The 16804-nt window shown below is 55.3% G+C and carries 16 protein-coding genes; 4 read left to right on the top strand and 12 right to left on the bottom strand.

Translation table 11 applies throughout. The features are described from left to right. Positions 1–20: 20 nt before the first annotated feature. The 3 genes from GBC03_07455 to GBC03_07465 form a co-directional block, all read right to left on the bottom strand. Positions 21–992, bottom strand: a complete 972-nt coding sequence (locus GBC03_07455) for an EamA family transporter (GenBank protein QFS70049.1) — start codon at positions 990–992, stop codon at positions 21–23. Between the two features lie 76 nt (positions 993–1068). Further along, positions 1069–1893 carry a helix-turn-helix domain-containing protein gene (locus GBC03_07460; protein ID QFS70050.1) on the bottom strand — a complete coding sequence of 275 codons (825 nt, stop codon included), beginning with the start codon at positions 1891–1893 and terminating at the stop codon, positions 1069–1071. Between the two features lie 81 nt (positions 1894–1974). Then, positions 1975–2823 carry an NAD(P)H-binding protein gene (locus GBC03_07465; protein QFS70051.1) on the bottom strand — a complete coding sequence of 283 codons (849 nt, stop codon included), beginning with the start codon at positions 2821–2823 and terminating at the stop codon, positions 1975–1977. A 90-nt stretch (positions 2824–2913) separates the two neighbouring features. Between GBC03_07465 and GBC03_07470 the strand changes: the two genes are divergently transcribed. Further along, on the top strand, positions 2914–3294 hold the full coding sequence (locus tag GBC03_07470; GenBank protein ID QFS70052.1) for a transcriptional regulator: 381 nt from the start codon (positions 2914–2916) through the stop codon (positions 3292–3294). Between the two features lie 38 nt (positions 3295–3332). On the opposite strand, the gene cpdB is transcribed toward GBC03_07470, so the two are convergent. Beyond that, positions 3333–5276, bottom strand: a complete 1944-nt coding sequence (gene cpdB, locus GBC03_07475; GenBank protein QFS70053.1) for a 2',3'-cyclic-nucleotide 2'-phosphodiesterase — start codon at positions 5274–5276, stop codon at positions 3333–3335. A 188-nt stretch (positions 5277–5464) separates the two neighbouring features. On the opposite strand from cpdB, the gene cysQ reads away from it, so the two are divergent. Further along, positions 5465–6205, top strand: a complete 741-nt coding sequence (gene cysQ / locus GBC03_07480; protein QFS70054.1) for a 3'(2'),5'-bisphosphate nucleotidase CysQ — start codon at positions 5465–5467, stop codon at positions 6203–6205. Here the strand turns inward: cysQ and GBC03_07485 are convergent. Then, positions 6195–6752 carry a YtfJ family protein gene (locus tag GBC03_07485; GenBank protein ID QFS70055.1) on the bottom strand — a complete coding sequence of 186 codons (558 nt, stop codon included), beginning with the start codon at positions 6750–6752 and terminating at the stop codon, positions 6195–6197. The two genes, cysQ and GBC03_07485, sit on opposite strands and share 11 nt — an antisense overlap. A gap of 323 nt (positions 6753–7075) precedes the next feature. Between GBC03_07485 and GBC03_07490 the strand changes: the two genes are divergently transcribed. Continuing rightward, positions 7076–7282 (top strand): DUF1107 family protein, encoded by a 207-nt coding sequence (locus tag GBC03_07490; GenBank protein QFS70056.1) that lies wholly within the window; start codon positions 7076–7078, stop codon positions 7280–7282. 81 nt (positions 7283–7363) lie between these two features. On the opposite strand, the gene GBC03_07495 is transcribed toward GBC03_07490, so the two are convergent. The 6 genes from GBC03_07495 to GBC03_07520 all read right to left on the bottom strand — a co-directional run bounded on the left by GBC03_07495 (position 7364) and on the right by GBC03_07520 (position 14913). Beyond that, positions 7364–8701 (bottom strand): DUF21 domain-containing protein, encoded by a 1338-nt coding sequence (locus tag GBC03_07495; protein ID QFS70057.1) that lies wholly within the window; start codon positions 8699–8701, stop codon positions 7364–7366. Positions 8702–8845: 144 nt separating this feature from the next. Continuing rightward, entirely contained in the window at positions 8846–10390 is a 1545-nt protein-coding gene (locus GBC03_07500) for an MFS transporter (GenBank protein ID QFS70058.1), read from the bottom strand. A 70-nt stretch (positions 10391–10460) separates the two neighbouring features. Then, entirely contained in the window at positions 10461–11483 is a 1023-nt protein-coding gene (locus GBC03_07505) for a gfo/Idh/MocA family oxidoreductase (GenBank protein QFS70059.1), read from the bottom strand. 11 nt (positions 11484–11494) lie between these two features. Then, a complete protein-coding gene (locus GBC03_07510) occupies positions 11495–12562 on the bottom strand; it encodes a gfo/Idh/MocA family oxidoreductase (GenBank protein QFS70060.1) in 1068 nt (355 codons plus the stop codon). Next, positions 12559–13743, bottom strand: a complete 1185-nt coding sequence (locus GBC03_07515; protein QFS70061.1) for a gfo/Idh/MocA family oxidoreductase — start codon at positions 13741–13743, stop codon at positions 12559–12561. Before GBC03_07515 ends, GBC03_07510 begins: the two co-directional genes overlap by 4 nt. A 15-nt stretch (positions 13744–13758) precedes the next feature. Continuing rightward, positions 13759–14913, bottom strand: a complete 1155-nt coding sequence (locus GBC03_07520; GenBank protein QFS70062.1) for a gfo/Idh/MocA family oxidoreductase — start codon at positions 14911–14913, stop codon at positions 13759–13761. A 190-nt stretch (positions 14914–15103) separates the two neighbouring features. Here GBC03_07520 and GBC03_07525 point away from each other — a divergent pair, with 190 nt between their 5' ends. After that, positions 15104–16159, top strand: coding sequence for a LacI family DNA-binding transcriptional regulator (locus tag GBC03_07525; GenBank protein QFS70063.1), 1056 nt, complete (start codon positions 15104–15106; stop codon positions 16157–16159). A gap of 2 nt (positions 16160–16161) precedes the next feature. Here the strand turns inward: GBC03_07525 and msrA are convergent, their stop codons facing one another. After that, positions 16162–16800, bottom strand: coding sequence for a peptide-methionine (S)-S-oxide reductase MsrA (msrA, locus tag GBC03_07530; GenBank protein ID QFS70064.1), 639 nt, complete (start codon positions 16798–16800; stop codon positions 16162–16164). Positions 16801–16804 lie beyond the last annotated feature (4 nt).

The following is a 16804-nucleotide window of genomic DNA, read 5'->3' on the forward strand; positions in this document are numbered from 1 at the left end:
GAGAATGCGGGGGGGAAGGGTTAACTGCCCGGCTCAGAAAGTGGAATGACGCGCGGTTTTTCCGGTTTTGCTTTGACCGCCACCACCACGCCGACCATCAGCAAGGCGATACCGCTGAGAGTCAGCGCGGGGGGAAGAGTCTGGCGTAAGATGAAGGTATACAGCAAACCTGCCAGCGTTTCGAACACGATCAACGGGCCGAGGATCACCGTCGGTAACCGCTGGCTGGCAATATTCCAGCATAGCGCACCCACCCATGAGCACAGCACCGCAATCGCCACCATCAGGCCGACAAACACCGCCGGGCGCGGCCCGAACGGTAGGGTGAAGTCGGGCGTTTGCCCGTGCAGCCAGAGACAGGCGGCGAGGTAGCCCAGCAGCGACACGGGCAGCGTCACCAGCGCCTGCGCGGTCGCCCACATCATCGGGTGTTTATCCGGATTCTCCCGCAGCCAGCGGGCGTTGCGCAGCGCATACCAGGCCCAACACACCACCGACACCAGCGCCAGCGCAATACCGGAACCGTAACGCCAGCCGCTGAAATCAGGCAAGCCCTGGTTGAGTTCCGCAATGTTCACGCACAACAACCCGATGCCAATCAGCACCAGCGCGGGCGCCAGTCGTCGCCAGGAGAGCCTGCCGTCGCGATGGCTGTACAGCAGGTTTGCAAACACAGGAATGACGACCGGCAGCGTACCGATGATCATCGTTGAGACCGGCGCGCCGGTACGCTGAATGGCGCTGGCAAGGCAGACGTAGTAAATCAGGTTGCCCATCATGGTTAGCGTCAGCGCGGTCAGCCAGTCTTTCGGTGACAATTGTCGCAGGCGCACGCGCCCGAACCATGCCAGCGGCAGGGCAATCAAGCCTAATGCCAGGTAGCGCCCCATCGACTGCAGCACTGCCGGATATTCCGGCACGATCAACGGCCCGACAAAAATCAGTCCCCACATCAACCCTGCCAGCAGGGCGTACAACACACCGCTAATCATGCTTTACATCCACAACGTTAAACATGACGAAAAGTGTAGGCGGGGAACAGGCTTGCGTATTGTATGAGCTTGCGCATTAGCGCGAATAAACCTGCTTTTGATAGCGTACAGGAGTAATGCCATAGCGATGGGTAAAGGCGCGGGTGAGGTGGGACTGATCGGTCAGGCCGGTCGCGGCGGCAACATCCGCTGCCGGCATGCCGAGAGTCAGAAAACCTTTCGCTCGCCACAGGCGGATTGCCATCAGCATCTGATGCGGCGTCACGTGGAAATGGGCTTTGAACTGACGTTGAAAATGCCAGGGGCTTAGCGAGGCAACGCGTGCCAGTTCGTCGAGAGCGATCGGACGCATGTAGTTGTCATGCAAATAGTCGCGCACGCGATCAAAGCGATGCGCACCTTCCCGCGACACCGGAGCATGGCGCGCCAGCGGCTGGAAGGTGTCTATCAGATCCAACAGCAACCCTTTTTGCGCTAAGGGATCGTCGGTGTGCCACAGGCCGTGGATTAGCGAACAGATCTGACGCGAGCGGAGCGGATCGTGACGCGTGACGTCATGAAACCACCAGTGACGGACCCCGGTCACTTTTTCCAGCAGGTCGGGCTCCAGATAGATCATCCGGTAGCGCCAGCCGTCGGCGGTTTCGGCCTCGCCGGTATGCAACTCATCCGGATTCATCGTCACGACCGAGTGGGCAGGGGCAACGTATTGTGTGCCGCGATAGCGAAAACGCTCGGCGCCAGCTTCTATCGCGCCAATGCCGAACGCTTCGTGGGTGTGCGGTTCAAAGGCGTAGCGTGAAATGTGCGCGTGATACAGCTCAACGCCCGGTACCTGCGCCAGATGGCGAAAGCGGGCTCGGTCTTTTTCATCGCTAAACTGCTCAGGTACACCTTGCACGTTTTCTCTCCCCACGCATCATCCTGTCATTATCAGAGAGGATGCGCGGGGATGCCACCATAATTAACCGATTTGTAACACTTACAGAATGCCTTTGATGCTTTCGGCCAGCGGAGTGGTTGGGCGACCGATCAGTTTGCTCAGCGTGTGGCTGTCATCGAACAGACCGCCTTTGGATGCCCCGGTGTCTGAATCGGCCAGCATATCCGCCAGACCCGCTGGCAGGCCAGCGCCCTTCAACGCGGCGGCGAAATCAGCTTCGCTCAGGTTCTGATAGACGACCTGTTTACCGCTTTGTTTGCTCAGTTCAGCGGCCAGCTGGCTCAGCGTCCAGGATTCATCGCCTGCCAGTTCATACACGTTACCGGCATGACCTTCTGTACTGATGACCTGTGCGGCGGCTGCGGCGTAGTCAGCGCGGGTTGCGGAGGCAATTTTGCCTTCGCCTGCGGCACCGATAAACACGCCATGCTCCAGCGCGGGGGGGACGCTGGCAAGATAGTTTTCGGTATACCAACCGTTACGCAGCAGCGCGTGGGCAATACCGGAGTCTGCCAGCATCTTCTCGGTTTCGACGTGTTCGACGTGCAGGCCCAGCGGAGAACGGTCGGCATGCAACAGGCTGGTGTAAGCGATAAATTTCACTTTCGCCGCCTTTGCCGCATTAATGACGTTACGGTGCTGAGCGGCACGCTGTCCCACTTCACTGGAGGAAATCAGCAGCAGCTTGTCGACACCCTGCAACGCCTGGGTAAATGTGGTTTCGTCGCGGTAATCCGCCTGACGTACGGTGATTCCCTGCTGGCTTAATGCGGTGGCTTTCGCCGGGTTACGAACTATCGCAACAATCTGGCTGGCTGGAACGGTTTTTAGCAGATTCTCAATAACGTGTTGGCCCAGTTGGCCCGTCGCGCCGGTAATGGCAATCATGGGATGACTCCTTAATGTGTCGCTTGTGTTTTATAAAGCTAGCACTTAAACTTACTTTTAGTAAGTACGCACAAAAAGGTAAGTATAAAGATGAGTGCATCAACCCTTTCTCAACAACTGCGTGACGGCAATTTGTTTGCCGAGCAGTGTCCGTCGCGTGAGGTGTTAAAGCATGTGACCAGCCGCTGGGGCGTGTTGATTCTGGTGGCGCTACGCGACGGCACTCACCGTTTCAGCGATCTGCGCCGTAAAATGGGCGGCGTGAGCGAGAAGATGCTGGCGCAGTCTTTGCAGGCGTTGGAGCAGGATGGGTTTATCAACCGGGTATCGTATCCGGTTGTGCCGCCGCACGTGGAGTACAGCCTGACTCCGTTGGGCGAGCAGGTCAGTGACAAAGTTGCCGCACTGGCGGACTGGATTGAGTTAAATTTGCCACAGGTGTTAGCACAACGGGAAGAACGGGCGGCGTAAAACGTTGCCGGATGGCGGCGTGCCCTCCGGCATTAACGTTATTTGCTTAAATCTATCTGATAAATCGCGAAACCAATATCATCGGTGGCGACGTGCTGCATAGGGTATTGCCCTTTCTCTTTGATAAACGCGGTGGCTTTATCACTCGGCGACGTTTCGAAACGGATATCCAGTTTCGTCTTGCTGTGAATCGGTGCCAGACGCCAGTTGTTATCGGCAGCCGGATGAATTTCCCCGGCGCGTTTAGACTCCGCGCCAATCCATGCCGCCAGCACCGAGCGGTTCTCATCCGGTGACGCAAAGGCAATATGATTGTCACCGGTTCCGGCAAACTTACCGCCATAGGCGCGATAGTTATTGGTGGCGACCAGGAAGGTGGCATTGGGATCAATCGGCTTGCCGTTGAAGGTCAGATTTTTAATCCTTTCCGCTGTCGGATTGACCGTCTGGCATTCGCCGTCATAACGTGCGGGCTGCGAGACATCAATCTGGTATTCCACACCATCGATGACATCGAAGTTATAGGTGCGAAAACCCTCCCAGTTAATGAGCGACTGCGGCTTGCTGCTGGTGCTATCGATTTGATTAAACTGTCCGGCTGAGCACTCAAGCCACTCTTTCACCTCTTTGCCGCTGGCTTTAACAACCACCAGCGTGTTCGGGTACAGATAGAGGTCGGCAGCATTACGGAAGGTCAACTGGCCTTTTTCGACCTCGACAAAACTGGCCGGATCGTTCTTGCGCCCGCCGACTTTAAACGGCGCAGCGGCGGAAAGCACCGGCAGTTTCGCCAGGTCCGGGTCGCCCTGAATGAAGTGTTCGACATAGGCTTTCTGCGCGTTGTTGACCACCTGAACGGTCGGATCGTCCTGCACCAGCGCCAGATAGCTGTACATATTATCGGCGGATTTACCGATAGGCTTACTGACGAATTCACGGGTGGCGTCGTGGTCGGCTTTCAGAATATCCACCAGTTTGCTGTCTTCGGCAGCGAGTGATTTCTTCGCGGCCGCGTCGTAAATGGGGCGCGCTTCGGCTTTGGCCTGCGTCACCTGCCATTTGCCGCTGTCGTTATTGAGCACCAGATCCACCACACCCAGATGATCGCCCCACATGCCTGGCATCACCGCCGGTACGCCGTTCAGCGTCCCTTTCGCGATATCTGCGCCTTTGATGCTGGCAAAGTCTTTACCGGGGAAGACCGCGTGGGCATGACCAAACATGATTGCGTCCACGCCGGGCACGTCGCTGAGATAATAAACGGAGTTCTCCGCCATGCTCTGGTAGGGGTCAGCAGAGAGCCCTGAATGCGCAATCACTACCACCACATCGGCCCCTTTTTCGCGCATTTCCGGGACATACTGGCGCGCGGTGGCGGTAATGTCGTTAACCGTCACTTTACCGCTCAGGTTCGCTTTATCCCAGGTCATGATCTGCGGAGGAACAAACCCGATATAGCCGATGTTCAGCGTCTGCTTGTGGCCTTCCTGATCGACGACGTCAGTCTTTTTGATGAGATAGGGGGTAAACAACGGCTTTTTGGTCTTAACGTCGATGATATTGGCGTTAACGTAGGGGAACCTGGCGCCAGCCAGCGCCTTTTGCAGATATTCTAGTCCGTAGTTAAATTCATGGTTACCGAGGTTACCCACTGCGTAATCCAGCGTATTCAGCGCCTTGTAGACCGGATGGATATCACCGTCTTTCAACCCTTTGGCCGCCATATAGTCGCCCAGCGGACTGCCCTGAATCAGATCGCCATTATCGACCAGCACGCTGTTTTTTGCTTCATTGCGCGCGGCGTTAATCAGGCTTGCGGTACGTACCAGTCCGAATTTTTCGGTTGCGGTATCTTTGTAATAATCGAAATCCATCATGTTGCTATGTAAATCAGTGGTTTCCATTATCCGCAGGTCGACGGTTGCGGCATTCACGCTGGCCGCGATCAGCGTGGCCAGGAGCGTTGCACTAAACTTAATCATCAGGGGGCATCCTTTTCAGATCTAAGCCACAAAAGAAAATGTATATAAATCTTCTTGCTTACAGAACTGTGAATCATGCATCAGTTTAGCAAGCAAAACCGCAGGCACTATCACAGTTGGCGGATTCGCCTCTGATCGGGTATAAGTAAAACAATGAGTTAACGCCACTGCCACAAACGAGGTGGAGAATGTTAGAACACGTATGCCAGCTTGCACGGAACGCGGGCGATGCCATTATGCAGGTCTATGATGGAGTCAAACCGATGGAGATTGCCAGCAAGCAGGACGATTCTCCGGTAACCGCGGCCGATCTCGCCGCGCACGCAGTGATTCTCGAAGGCTTAACGACGCTGACGCCGGATATTCCGGTCCTCTCAGAAGAAGATCCGCCGGCCTGGGAAGTACGCCAGCACTGGCAGCGCTACTGGTTAGTCGACCCGCTGGATGGCACCAAAGAGTTCATCAAACGTAACGGTGAGTTCACCGTGAATATTGCGCTTATCGAGAAGGGTAAGCCGGTACTGGGCGTGGTCTACGCACCGGTCATGAAGGTGATGTACAGCGCGGCAGAAGGTAAAGCCTGGAAAGAAGAGTGCAACGTGCGCAAGCAAATTCAGGTCCGCGACGCCCGCCCGCCGCTGGTGGTAATTAGCCGTTCCCATGCCGATAACGAACTGAAAGAATATTTGCAGCAACTGGGTGAGCACCAGACGACGTCGATTGGTTCGTCGCTGAAGTTCTGCCTGGTGGCGGAGGGACAGGCGCAACTGTACCCGCGTTTTGGACCGACCAACGTCTGGGACACGGCGGCAGGCCATGCCGTTGCGGCAGCCGCCGGGGCACACGTTCACGACTGGCAGGGTAAGCCGCTGGACTACACCCCGCGTGAATCGTTCCTGAACCCCGGCTTCCGGGTCTCTATTTATTGAGCAACTTGTGCAGCAGGGCAATCACCTGCTGCACCTCTTCCTGGGTCAGCGCCCCGTCCTTCGCCCACTGTACGCGACCGTCTTTATCGAGCACCGCGATAGCTGAACTCTCTTCATCCAGTTGCCAGGCCTTACGGGCCACGCCGTCACTGTCGACGATAAACTGCGACCATGGGTAGAGCTTCTTATTGCTCTCGAGGCTGCTGCGCACAAACATACCGGAGCCTGGAATGGCATCGTCGGTGTTGACGACAGTCGTGGTCTGGTAAACGTCATGGGGCAGTTTTGCCGCTTTGATGGCTTCAATCAGCGTCGCATTTTTTTCTTTGGCGGAGGTGCGTCCGGCGATGTGCTGAAGGATGCGCACCTTCCCGGGCAACTGCGCGCTGTTCCAGCTTTTATAGCTGAATTTATCATTTTCAAGAATCAATTCGCCGCGATCGGCAATCCCTACCGGCGGGACGCGCTGGCCCGTTTCGAAGCTATGCGCGGAGGCCATCATCGGCGCTAACAGGCACGCCAGCGCCAGAATCTTACGTAAGGTCATGGTGTTTCCTTCTTATTGTTTGCAGGTGATCCGACCACTTGGGTCTGATTTTTAATCATATGTGCGAATGATGCTTTTTCCCGCAAGAGCGATGCCAGTTTGCGGACGGGCGCACAAATCCTGCGAAAAACGAAGGCTTATACTGAGGACAGCGCCGTGATTCAGAGATGATTCTGATTAACTGTAATGAAAAGGTAAATAAACTTATACGCGCTGGAAACATCGTACAGATAGTCTATAGTCAAATGGCATTAAATTTTGCGCCTTAGAACGGTTGGACCGATTGTGGAGCCACAAGGGCGTGACTTAAGCAGGAGATAACAATGAAAATTTTCCAACGGTACAACCCACTGCAAGTGGCGAAGTACGTGAAGATCCTGTTTCGTGGACGGTTATATATCAAGGACGTTGGCGCTTTTGAGTTTGATAAGGGCAAGATTCTTATCCCAAAAGTGAAGGATAAACAGCATCTGTCTGTGATGTCCGAAGTCAACCGTCAGGTTCTGCGTCTGCAAACTGAGATGGCTTAACCAAAGTGCTATGCAGTAGTTTAAAAAACGGCTCCCACTGGGAGCCGTTGATGTTTCTGAAGCAGGCCTGACGGGCGCAAACTACGCTTTCACGTCTTCCTGCGCATCCGGCAGTTTTGGTACCAGTACGCTCGGTTTACTGTCAAGACGGGTCACCAGCAACTGATCGATACGGTAGTTATCAATATCCACCACTTCGAATTTGTAGCCCGAGAACTTCACGGAATCGGTACGTTTGGGGATTTTACGCAGCATGAACATCATAAAGCCGCCAATCGTCTCGTAGTTGCCCGACTGCGGGAATTCATCGATATCCAGCACTCGCATCACGTCATCGATCGGCGTACCGCCGTCAATCAGCCAGGAGTTCTCGTCGCGCGCCACAATCTGTTCTTCCAGCCCCTGGCCGACCAGATCGCCCATCAGCGTCGTCATGACGTCATTCAGGGTGATGATACCCACGACCAGCGCGTATTCGTTCATGATTACCGCGAAGTCTTCACCGGCCGTTTTGAAGCTTTCCAGCGCTTCTGAAAGGGTCAGCGTGTCTGGAACAATCAGGGTGTTACGGATCTGCACGCCGCTGTTCAGCGCCATGCTCTGATTCGCCAGGACGCGATTCAGTAAATCTTTCGAGTCGACATAACCAATGATGTGGTCAATATCTTCGTTACAGACGAGGAACTTGGAGTGCGGATGTTCCGCCACTTTATTCTTCAGACTCTGCTCGTCTTCATGCAGATCGAACCAGATCACGTTTTCACGCGACGTCATGGATGACGGTACGGTACGCGACTCCAGCTCGAACACGTTCTCAATCAGCTCATGTTCCTGTTTACGCAACACGCCTGCGAGCGCGCCAGCTTCCACCACGGCATAGATATCATCAGACGTGATGTCATCTTTGCGCACCATCGGCAGCTTGAAGATGCGGAAGATCACGTTCGCTAACCCATTGAAGAACCACACCAGCGGCGTGAAAACAAACAGACAGAAGCGCATCGGGTTGATGATACGCAAAGCCACAGCTTCTGGCGCAATCATACCGATGCGTTTCGGGGTTAAGTCCGCGAAGAGGATAAACATACCGGTGACCAGCGAGAAGGAGAGGATAAAACTCAACTGCTCAGAGAGCTCTGGCGATATGTAGCGAGAAAATAACGCGTTGAAGGCGGGAGAAAATGCGGCGTCGCCCACGATACCGCCAAGAATAGCGACCGCGTTCAGACCGATTTGCACCACCGTGAAGAACATCCCTGGGTTTTCCTGCATTTTCAACACGCGTTGCGCATTGAGATTGCCTTCATCGGCCAGCAGTTTGAGCTTAATTTTACGTGAAGCGGCAAGTGAGATCTCGGATATCGAGAAGAACGCACTCACGGCTATCAGGCAAAGAATAATGAAAATACTGTTTAACATATTTTATCTAACCGTTCAGGTCAGATCCTCGGAAGGGAAATTGATAAATCCATGTGGTAATGCTTATTGAAAACCGGCTCGTAGAGGTGAGCCGGTAAGTTCAGGGGCTAGTATAGCGTAAGGGACTGTAAAGCCGCCAGAGGGTTAATTTTCAGCGGTAGCCGTCCGATGCTTATTTCGTGCGCCAGGCGCGGCATCCCATATTTCATCGTAGGCGAAGCCGGTGAGTGACTTAATGACGGCGCGGGTCTCTTCGTCGCAGTCTTCACATTTACCGCCGAGTTTGCGGCGCGCCACCTCTTTGATCAGGATTTTGTGCGTCTTTTGCGTCAGCTTAAAGCGGAACGTGGTGTAAAAGCTGACGGCCAGCAGGGCTGCGGTCGCAAATATCATCAGACCAATAATGGCATGTAGCGCACTGATGGGTTGCGAACCGCCGCCTTTGACAAAGCCGCTCTCTTCCAGCACCACGCCAATCAACATAATCGCCAGCGCAACGGTGCTTTTTCGGGTCAGCACCATCACCCCGGCAAAAATGCCTTCCCGACGCTGACGAGTGACTATCTCATCCACATCCGGAATAAAGCTGTAGATATTCCACGGGATGTAATACAACCCGGCTTTTGCCAGGCCGAACAGGACAAATATTGCGGAAAAGAGCAGGGCCGGGAGCTGGATATCGCCCAGATAAAGGGTAAAAAGACAGGCCAGGACGAAGAAAATACTGCCATAGGAGAGGCGCAGTGCCGCAGAAGGCGTCATGTTGAGCTTATTCATCAGCAGCATAAAGCCGAACGTGCCAGGGACCGAAACAAACGCCGCAATACTTAACAGTCCGGAAACTGTGGCCGCATCCTGTTTTAATCCATAGATCACGTAATAAGTGAAAACGGAACCAAAGACATCCAGGGCAGTGAATGAACAAATATAGATAAGAATATGCTGGCGGAAAATACGCAGTTTAAAGGCAGAAAAAAGATCCACGACCAAATACTTCAGGTGGTTTAATAATCCGGTACTGCGCTGCGTGTCCGGTGTGAATTCATATTCTTCCCGCACATCTTTTGCTTCCCAGGTCGTTGCCCAGGTTGTGAATACGGCGACACAATAAATAATCGCAAACACGATCCCGGTCAGGGTATAGGTCAATGAATTATCTTTACCCGTATATTGCATAATAATGCCGGGTACGGAAACCGCTAAAAAGCCGCCCAGTTGTGAACACATCATGCGCACGCCAGAGAGGCGCGTACGTTCGCTGAAGCGGTTGGTCATCTCTGCTGACAGCGTCTCCCAGGGCACCAGCACCATCGCCGAGAGCAGTTCGATGGAAAGATACGTTCCCAGGTAATACCAGTAGCTCATGTCGGTAATCCACACCAGCGCATAGAGAAACATGAGCGGAGCGCTTATCAATAAAAAGAAACGCCGACGGCCAAATTTTCTGCCAAGCCAGGTGTTGCCGAAGTTGTCGGTAATATAACCCATCACCGGGCTTAATATTGCATCGATGATACGTGCAATAGCAAATATAGAACCGGCTTCCAGTACAGACAGTCCACAGTAGGTGGTGTAAAAAAATAACAGCCAGGTGCCAATAACTGCGAATGCACCGCCACCAAATAAATCGGTTACGCCGTAGCCAATTGCTACGCCGTAACCTACTCTACGTTCAGTAGGTTTCGCCATATGATTATTCCTGTAGTATGACTTGATTGCCGGATGTGCCTTATCCGGCCGGGATTCACTTTCTGCGGATTTATTTCTCCAGGTTTATCCAGGTATGTAATTGCGACGAACGATAAATGGCATCGACGATCTGCAATGATTTAGCGGCTTCGTGAATGTTGCATACGCTCCCGGTGGTGGGATGGTGTAGGGCATAATAGAACTGACGGATCGCTTCACGATGACCGACGCCCCAGTAGCTTTTGCCGCTGCCGTCAGGGGCTGCGTCGGTTGCCAGCTTTTGTCGCGTCTCCCCGTTGATATGCCACAGCTCGCTCCCCTCAAGAAGCAACGTGCCTTTTTCACCGTGTATTTCCAACTGGAGCGGTGAGTTGGTGGTGTGGCAGTTGCTGGCATAAAACAGTCCACGCGCGCCGTTGCGAAAGGCAAAGGTCGCCATGGCGCTGTCTTCACCGTCGATGGTACTGGCAAGCCAGGTGCTGTCGACCACTCCCTTGACCCGCGTCACGCCCTCGGCAAACCATTGCATCAGATCGAGCGTGTGGATCGCCTGGTTGATGAGCAGACAGCCGCCTTCGGTGGCGGCTTTTCCACGCCAGGGACTGGCGGTGTAATAACTGCCGCCACGCGACCAGGTCAGCACGGCTTTAATGGCGAGCATCTTGCCTATCGCGCCCTCCTGCAACTGCTGCTTAATGGTGAGACTGGTGGGATTGAGCCGGTTCTGATAACAGATCCCAAGCGTGCCCCGCGCATGGGCGAGGGCCGTCTCGACTTCTGCCACGTCCAGCGCGCGCATCACTGCCGGCTTTTCGCAAAACACATGTTTCCCTGCCGCCAGCGCGGCAAGGATCATCGGTTTATGCAGATAGTGCGGGGTGCAAATATGCACAACGTCGATCGCGTCATCCCAGAGCATTTCGCGGTAGTCATGATAAAAATGGCAATCATAAAGCGCCGCCAACTGTCGTCCTTTGTTGATGTCCGTTTCGGCAATCGCGCGCAGCCTGACGTTGGGCAACTGCTGCAGCGCCTCAGCGTGGATGGCATGGATAGCACCCCCGCCGATAATGGCGGCATTCACTGTGTTCATGGTGCCTCCCGTCACGCGCTCGCGTTTGCCCGCATCTGCGCCTTAACGCACAGCTCCGCCGCCTTAAAGGCGTGCTCCTGCGTCATGGCGTTTTCAGTACGCCGGATACAGTCGAGGATGAGCTGGCCAAAGTACGGAAAGCCCACCTTACCGGCGACGGGATAACGAAATTCCCCCTCTTTGTTGACCAGATAAACCACATCCTGCTCGCCGCGAGTGATATCGACATATTTGCGGATTTCGATATAGCCCTCGGTGCCGAGCAGCGTCAGGCGTCCATCGCCCCAGGTCGAGAGGCCGCCTGGTGTGAACCAGTCGCAACGGAAGTAGCCCGTTGCGCCGTTATCGCCTGCCAGCATGGCGTCGCCAAAATCTTCGAACTGAGGATATTGCGGGTGATTCACGTTGCGTACCTGGCTTGCCACAATATGCGCGTCGCTGTTGCCGGTATAGAACAGAAACTGTTCGATCTGATGGCTGCCGATGTCGCAGAGAATGCCGCCGAAATAGCGTCGCTCGTAGAACCAGTCCGGGCGACCGCTGCCTTCACGGTGCGGGCCGGTGCCGAGGGTTTGTATCACCCGGCCAATTGCGCCCTGTTTGATCAGATCACCCACAAAGACGGCGCTTTCCACATGCAGACGTTCGCTGTAGTAGACCGCGTATTTACGTCCGGTTTTTGCCACCATTGCTCTGGCGTCTTCCAGTTGCTCCAGCGTGGTCAACGGTGCTTTGTCGGTGAAATAGTCTTTCCCGGCGGCCATCACCTTCAGCCCCAGCGGGCAACGTTCCGAAGGGATCGCCGCACTGGCGACCAGGTCAACCGTTGCGTCAGTGAGGATCGTTGCCAGTGAGTCAGCGACCTGCGCCTGAGGATACTGTTGTAGAAAGCTTGCCACTTTTGCCGGATCCGGGTCGTATACCCATTTCAGCGTCGCGCCGGCCTCAATCAGCCCGTTGCACATGCCATAGATATGGCCGTGATCGAGCGCTGCAGCGGCAATGATAAATTCGCCGGGCTTGACGACCGGCTGTGGTTTGCCGGTCGGGGCGTAGTTCATTCCGTCATGCTTGTTCATTCTTCCACTCCTGAATCTAAATCTTTACCCAGCGGGATCGCGCCCACTTCTGCAAAGTTGCTCACCGAGGCGGATTTCTCATAAAAATGTGGGGCCTTCTCGAGCAGGCCTCCCGTGCGATAAAACGCGTCGTCGCGCTGAACAGGTAGGGTCACGACCGACCGGGTGATCGCCGATTTGTAGATAGCGGCGATCAGTTCCAGCGAGCGTTTGCCCTGTTCGCCATCTACCAGCGGTTCGATTTGTTGCTCAATAGCGGTTAGCACATTGTCAATTTGCCCGGTATGCAACGTCCATTGCAGGGCCGGAGTGGCGTGAAACCGCGTTGTCAGACTGTCTTCTCGCGCAGAGTCGTTTCCTGCCTGTGGGAAACCATTGTCTGCGGACTGGCTGGCGAACACGTTCCATGGCGCGGAAATACGCGCCTTCTCACCCTGAATCACAATTTTCTGATCTTCACCGTGATGTACCACGGAGGCGGTCAGTTGGGTCAGCGCGCCATTGGGATACCGGAAGATGGCGGCGCTGAGATCTTCCACTTCCGCATTGTCATGGGCGACGTTGGTCATCATTGCCACCACTTCGCTGGGAAAACCGAGCATCCACTGGATGGCGTCGATATGGTGTACCGCGTGATTGAGCGTGCAGCCACCGCCTTCCTTCTCCCACGTGCCGCGCCACCACAGGTCGTAGTAGCAGTGTCCACGCCACCAGAAGGAATCCACCTGAGCGTGACAAATCTTGCCCGCCAGGCCGGAATCCACCACCGTTTTCAAACGCCAGAAGGCGTCGGTAAAACGGTTTTGCGCGATGATCGACAGCGTTTTGCCGCTGGCCTGTTGCGCAGCAATCATCGCGTCACACTCTTCCAGCGACGCTGCCATCGGTTTTTCACAGAGGACGTGTTTGCCGCGGTTCAGGGCATCAATGGCGATTTCCGCGTGAACATAGGGCGGCGTGCAGACATCCACCAGGTCAACCGTCGTCCCGGCCTCCAGCATTGCCTGATGGCTGGCGTAAACCCGTGCGTCGTGCAGTCCGTAACGCGCTTTTTTCTCTTCGGCCTTTTCGGGAAAAATATCCACCAGGGCGACAATCCGACAGCGCTCAGGAAACGTCAGATAGCCCTGAATGTGCTGATGAGAGATATTCCCCGTTCCGATAATTGCGATGTTCAGCATGATCACTCCTCGCCGTTACCAGGTTCCGGAGGCGTCCAGCGTGCGGCTGGCAACCGTTTTTTCGACCGATGACGCAATACGTTCCTGCAACAGCTGGTAATAGCGCTGCTCGTCAATGGGCAGCGCGACCCAGTCATCTATCCAGGTGGAGAGATGCATAGCATTGGAAAGCGTCAGGCCGTGAATGCCCTCCAGACCGGGGGCGATGAGTGGTTCGCCATGCAGAATGGCGGCGGTGAAATTGCGGGTAATAACAACGTGTTCGCTACACTCCGGGGCGGTGGGGATGGAAACTTCCCAGCACTTCGGTTCGCCGAAACCGTTTTGCCAGCGAGCGTTAAATTCTGTTTCGGATTCACGTAATCGCCAGAAACGCAGGCGACCCTCTTCGACAACCACTTTGCCGCGATCGCCGACAATTTCCAGACGGTTGGTGCCCGGCGCTTCGGCGGTGGTAGTGATGAAAACCCCCGTCGCCCCGTTCGCGTACTCGGCATACGCCGTCACCTCGTTTTCGACTTCAATCTGCCGATGCTTACCGAACTGGCAGAAAGCGCGCATCCGCACGGGCATACCGACCAGCCACTGCCAGAGATCGAGTTGGTGCGGATCCTGGTTCAGCAACACGCCGCCCCCTTCGCCTTTCCAGGTTGCGCGCCAGCCGCCGGAGTTGTAGTAACTCTGCGAGCGATACCAGTTGGTGATAATCCAGTTGGAGCGTCGCAGTTCGCCCAGCTCACCGCTGTCGATCAGATCTTTCACCTTCTGATACAGCGGGTTAGGGCGCTGGTTGTACATCATGCTGAAGACCACGTCGCACTCGCGGGCGCAGGCGTTCATCTCCTTAACCTGAGCGGTGTAGACGCCAGCGGGTTTCTCACAGAGCGTGTGGATCCCCAGACGCATGGCCATGATGGACAGCCCAGGATGATCATAGTGCGGCGTCGCGACAATGACGGCGTCAATCAGTCCACTCTCCAGCATGTCGCGCGCATCGCTGAACAGCGTCACGGATTCGCCCACCAACTGGCGGATGGCGACATGCTTAGCGGCGTTGTTGTCGCAGACGGCGGTCAGGCAGGCGTCATTCACGGTTCCCGCCAACAGATAACGGGCATGGACGGTACCGATGTTACCCACGCCAATAATGCCAAAACGTACTTTTTTCATGTCATGCCTTATTCAGGAACAAGGAGGGATAAGCGGAACATAAGAAACGCCTGGAAGGTCGACAACGTGATTTTGTGAGAGCGCTTGCAGGACGCAAAAGAAGTTAGCGTGCTAATTAAAAAGGTGTTTTAGAATCAACGAAGTATGTCTGCAAAAATTTGCAAAGATACATTGCGAGCGAGGTCACAGAATGCCGGGCAAGCTGAAAATGGATGAAATTGCCGCCTTAACGGGCTTCTCAGTGAGCACCGTTTCGCGGGTGCTAAGCGGGAAGTCCTACACCAGCGACAAGGCGCGTGAGGCAATAGTGAAATGTGCGCGACAACTGGGCGTTCTCGACTCACTCGCCAGTGGACGACTGTTGATTAACGGCATCGCCGTCTTCGCCCCGCAGCGTACGTTCACGGCGCAGGGTGATGCTTTCTACCTTGAAGTGACGCGCGGCATTGCTGAGGCGGTCGCGTCACACGATGTTTGGGTGAGCTATTGTGGCCTGGATGAGCAGCGTGCGGATATCAAAGCTTTTCTGGAAAAAGCCAACCATAAGAACATCAATGCCATCATTTTGATCGGCATTGATGATCCGACGATCCACAAGCTGGCGCTGTCGCTGGAGAAGCCCTGTGTGTTGATCAATACGCAGGACAGGGAAGGGCTGCTGGATTCGGTGTCGCCGGACCATCGGGCAATTGGCAACCGGGCGATGCAGTATCTGTTCGATCAAGGTCACCGGCGCATTCTCAACGTCACCAGCCTCCGGCGGGAGACGATGTACTGGCGGCTGGAAGGCATTAAAGAGGTCTATCGTCAGTACCAGATCCCGTTTGATACCCATTGCGATCTGCTGGTGACGGAAGGGTTCACTGCAGAAGAGTCGGAGCAGGCGATGGGCGAATGGCTGCGCGATACGCCGCGTCACGACTGGCCGGAAGTGATTTTCTGCGCCGGCGCGTCGATGTCCACCGGCATCCTGCAGGTACTGAACGCCCACGGGGTGCGCGTTCCGCAAGAGATGTCGCTGATGACCACGGGCGTACAGGAACTGGATGCCCGCATCGTGGCGACGGTGAGCAGCATGACCATTCCCTGCCGGGCGCTGGGCGTGGAGGCGGTGCATCTGCTGCAACATCGCCTGAACCGGCCCGACGCGCCGGTATTTAATCTGTTGCTGAAAGGGATGCTTTCACAGAGAGGGACTGTCGCCAGCGCCACGCGGCATGCGGCCCGCGTGACGGTGGAACGCTGATCTTACGCGTCAGGGGGTAAACAGACGCCAATCCCGCCGATACCGCAGTAGCCGTACGGGTTTTTGTGCAGATACTGCTGGTGGTCGTCTTCCGCGTAATAAAACGGTGTCGCGTTGCTGATTTCGGTGGTGATGTGGCGATCGTCCCCCGCCGCGCGCATGGCGGCCTGGAAGCGCTCAACACTGGCGCGAGCGGCGCTGTCCTGCTCCGGTGTCAGCGGATAAATAGCCGAACGATATTGGGTGCCGTGGTCGTTGCCCTGTTGCATGCCCTGTGCCGGATCGTGGTTTTCCCAGAAAACCTGCAGCAACTGTTCATAGCTGATGACCGCCGGATCGTACACCACGCGCACCGCCTCGGCGTGGCCAGTTTCACCGGAACAGACTTCCCGGTAGGTGGGATTCGGCGTGTAGCCGCCGGTGTACCCCGCAGCCGTGCTGTAAACGCCGGGCAACTGCCAGAACAACCGTTCTACGCCCCAGAAACAGCCCATCGCGAAAATCGCGATTTCCATCCCTTCAGGGACGTTCGTCATCGAATGTTCGTTGACGGCATGCAGCGTCGCCACGGGCATCGGGGTATTGCGCCCAGGTAATGCATCCGACGGTGAAATCAGGTGCTTTTTATCAAATAGACTCATGGTG

Origin of the sequence: Citrobacter telavivensis, assembly GCA_009363175.1 — a bacterium.
GTDB classification, from domain to species: domain Bacteria; phylum Pseudomonadota; class Gammaproteobacteria; order Enterobacterales; family Enterobacteriaceae; genus Citrobacter_A; species Citrobacter_A telavivensis.

What these genes read in the sequence shown, in the direction of transcription:
- GBC03_07455 (QFS70049.1), bottom strand. Translation starts at nt 992, where the DNA reads ATGATTAGCGGTGTGTTGTACGCCCTGCTGGCAGGGTTGATGTGGGGA.
- GBC03_07465 (QFS70051.1), bottom strand. Translation starts at nt 2,823, where the DNA reads ATGATTGCCATTACCGGCGCGACGGGCCAACTGGGCCAACACGTTATT.
- GBC03_07470 (QFS70052.1), top strand. Translation starts at nt 2,914, where the DNA reads ATGAGTGCATCAACCCTTTCTCAACAACTGCGTGACGGCAATTTGTTT.
- cpdB (QFS70053.1), bottom strand. Translation starts at nt 5,276, where the DNA reads ATGATTAAGTTTAGTGCAACGCTCCTGGCCACGCTGATCGCGGCCAGC.
- cysQ (QFS70054.1), top strand. Translation starts at nt 5,465, where the DNA reads ATGTTAGAACACGTATGCCAGCTTGCACGGAACGCGGGCGATGCCATT.
- GBC03_07485 (QFS70055.1), bottom strand. Translation starts at nt 6,752, where the DNA reads ATGACCTTACGTAAGATTCTGGCGCTGGCGTGCCTGTTAGCGCCGATG.
- GBC03_07490 (QFS70056.1), top strand. Translation starts at nt 7,076, where the DNA reads ATGAAAATTTTCCAACGGTACAACCCACTGCAAGTGGCGAAGTACGTG.
- GBC03_07495 (QFS70057.1), bottom strand. Translation starts at nt 8,701, where the DNA reads ATGTTAAACAGTATTTTCATTATTCTTTGCCTGATAGCCGTGAGTGCG.
- GBC03_07500 (QFS70058.1), bottom strand. Translation starts at nt 10,390, where the DNA reads ATGGCGAAACCTACTGAACGTAGAGTAGGTTACGGCGTAGCAATTGGC.
- GBC03_07505 (QFS70059.1), bottom strand. Translation starts at nt 11,483, where the DNA reads ATGAACACAGTGAATGCCGCCATTATCGGCGGGGGTGCTATCCATGCC.
- GBC03_07510 (QFS70060.1), bottom strand. Translation starts at nt 12,562, where the DNA reads ATGAACAAGCATGACGGAATGAACTACGCCCCGACCGGCAAACCACAG.
- GBC03_07515 (QFS70061.1), bottom strand. Translation starts at nt 13,743, where the DNA reads ATGCTGAACATCGCAATTATCGGAACGGGGAATATCTCTCATCAGCAC.
- GBC03_07520 (QFS70062.1), bottom strand. Translation starts at nt 14,913, where the DNA reads ATGAAAAAAGTACGTTTTGGCATTATTGGCGTGGGTAACATCGGTACC.
- GBC03_07525 (QFS70063.1), top strand. Translation starts at nt 15,104, where the DNA reads ATGCCGGGCAAGCTGAAAATGGATGAAATTGCCGCCTTAACGGGCTTC.
- msrA (QFS70064.1), bottom strand. Translation starts at nt 16,800, where the DNA reads ATGAGTCTATTTGATAAAAAGCACCTGATTTCACCGTCGGATGCATTA.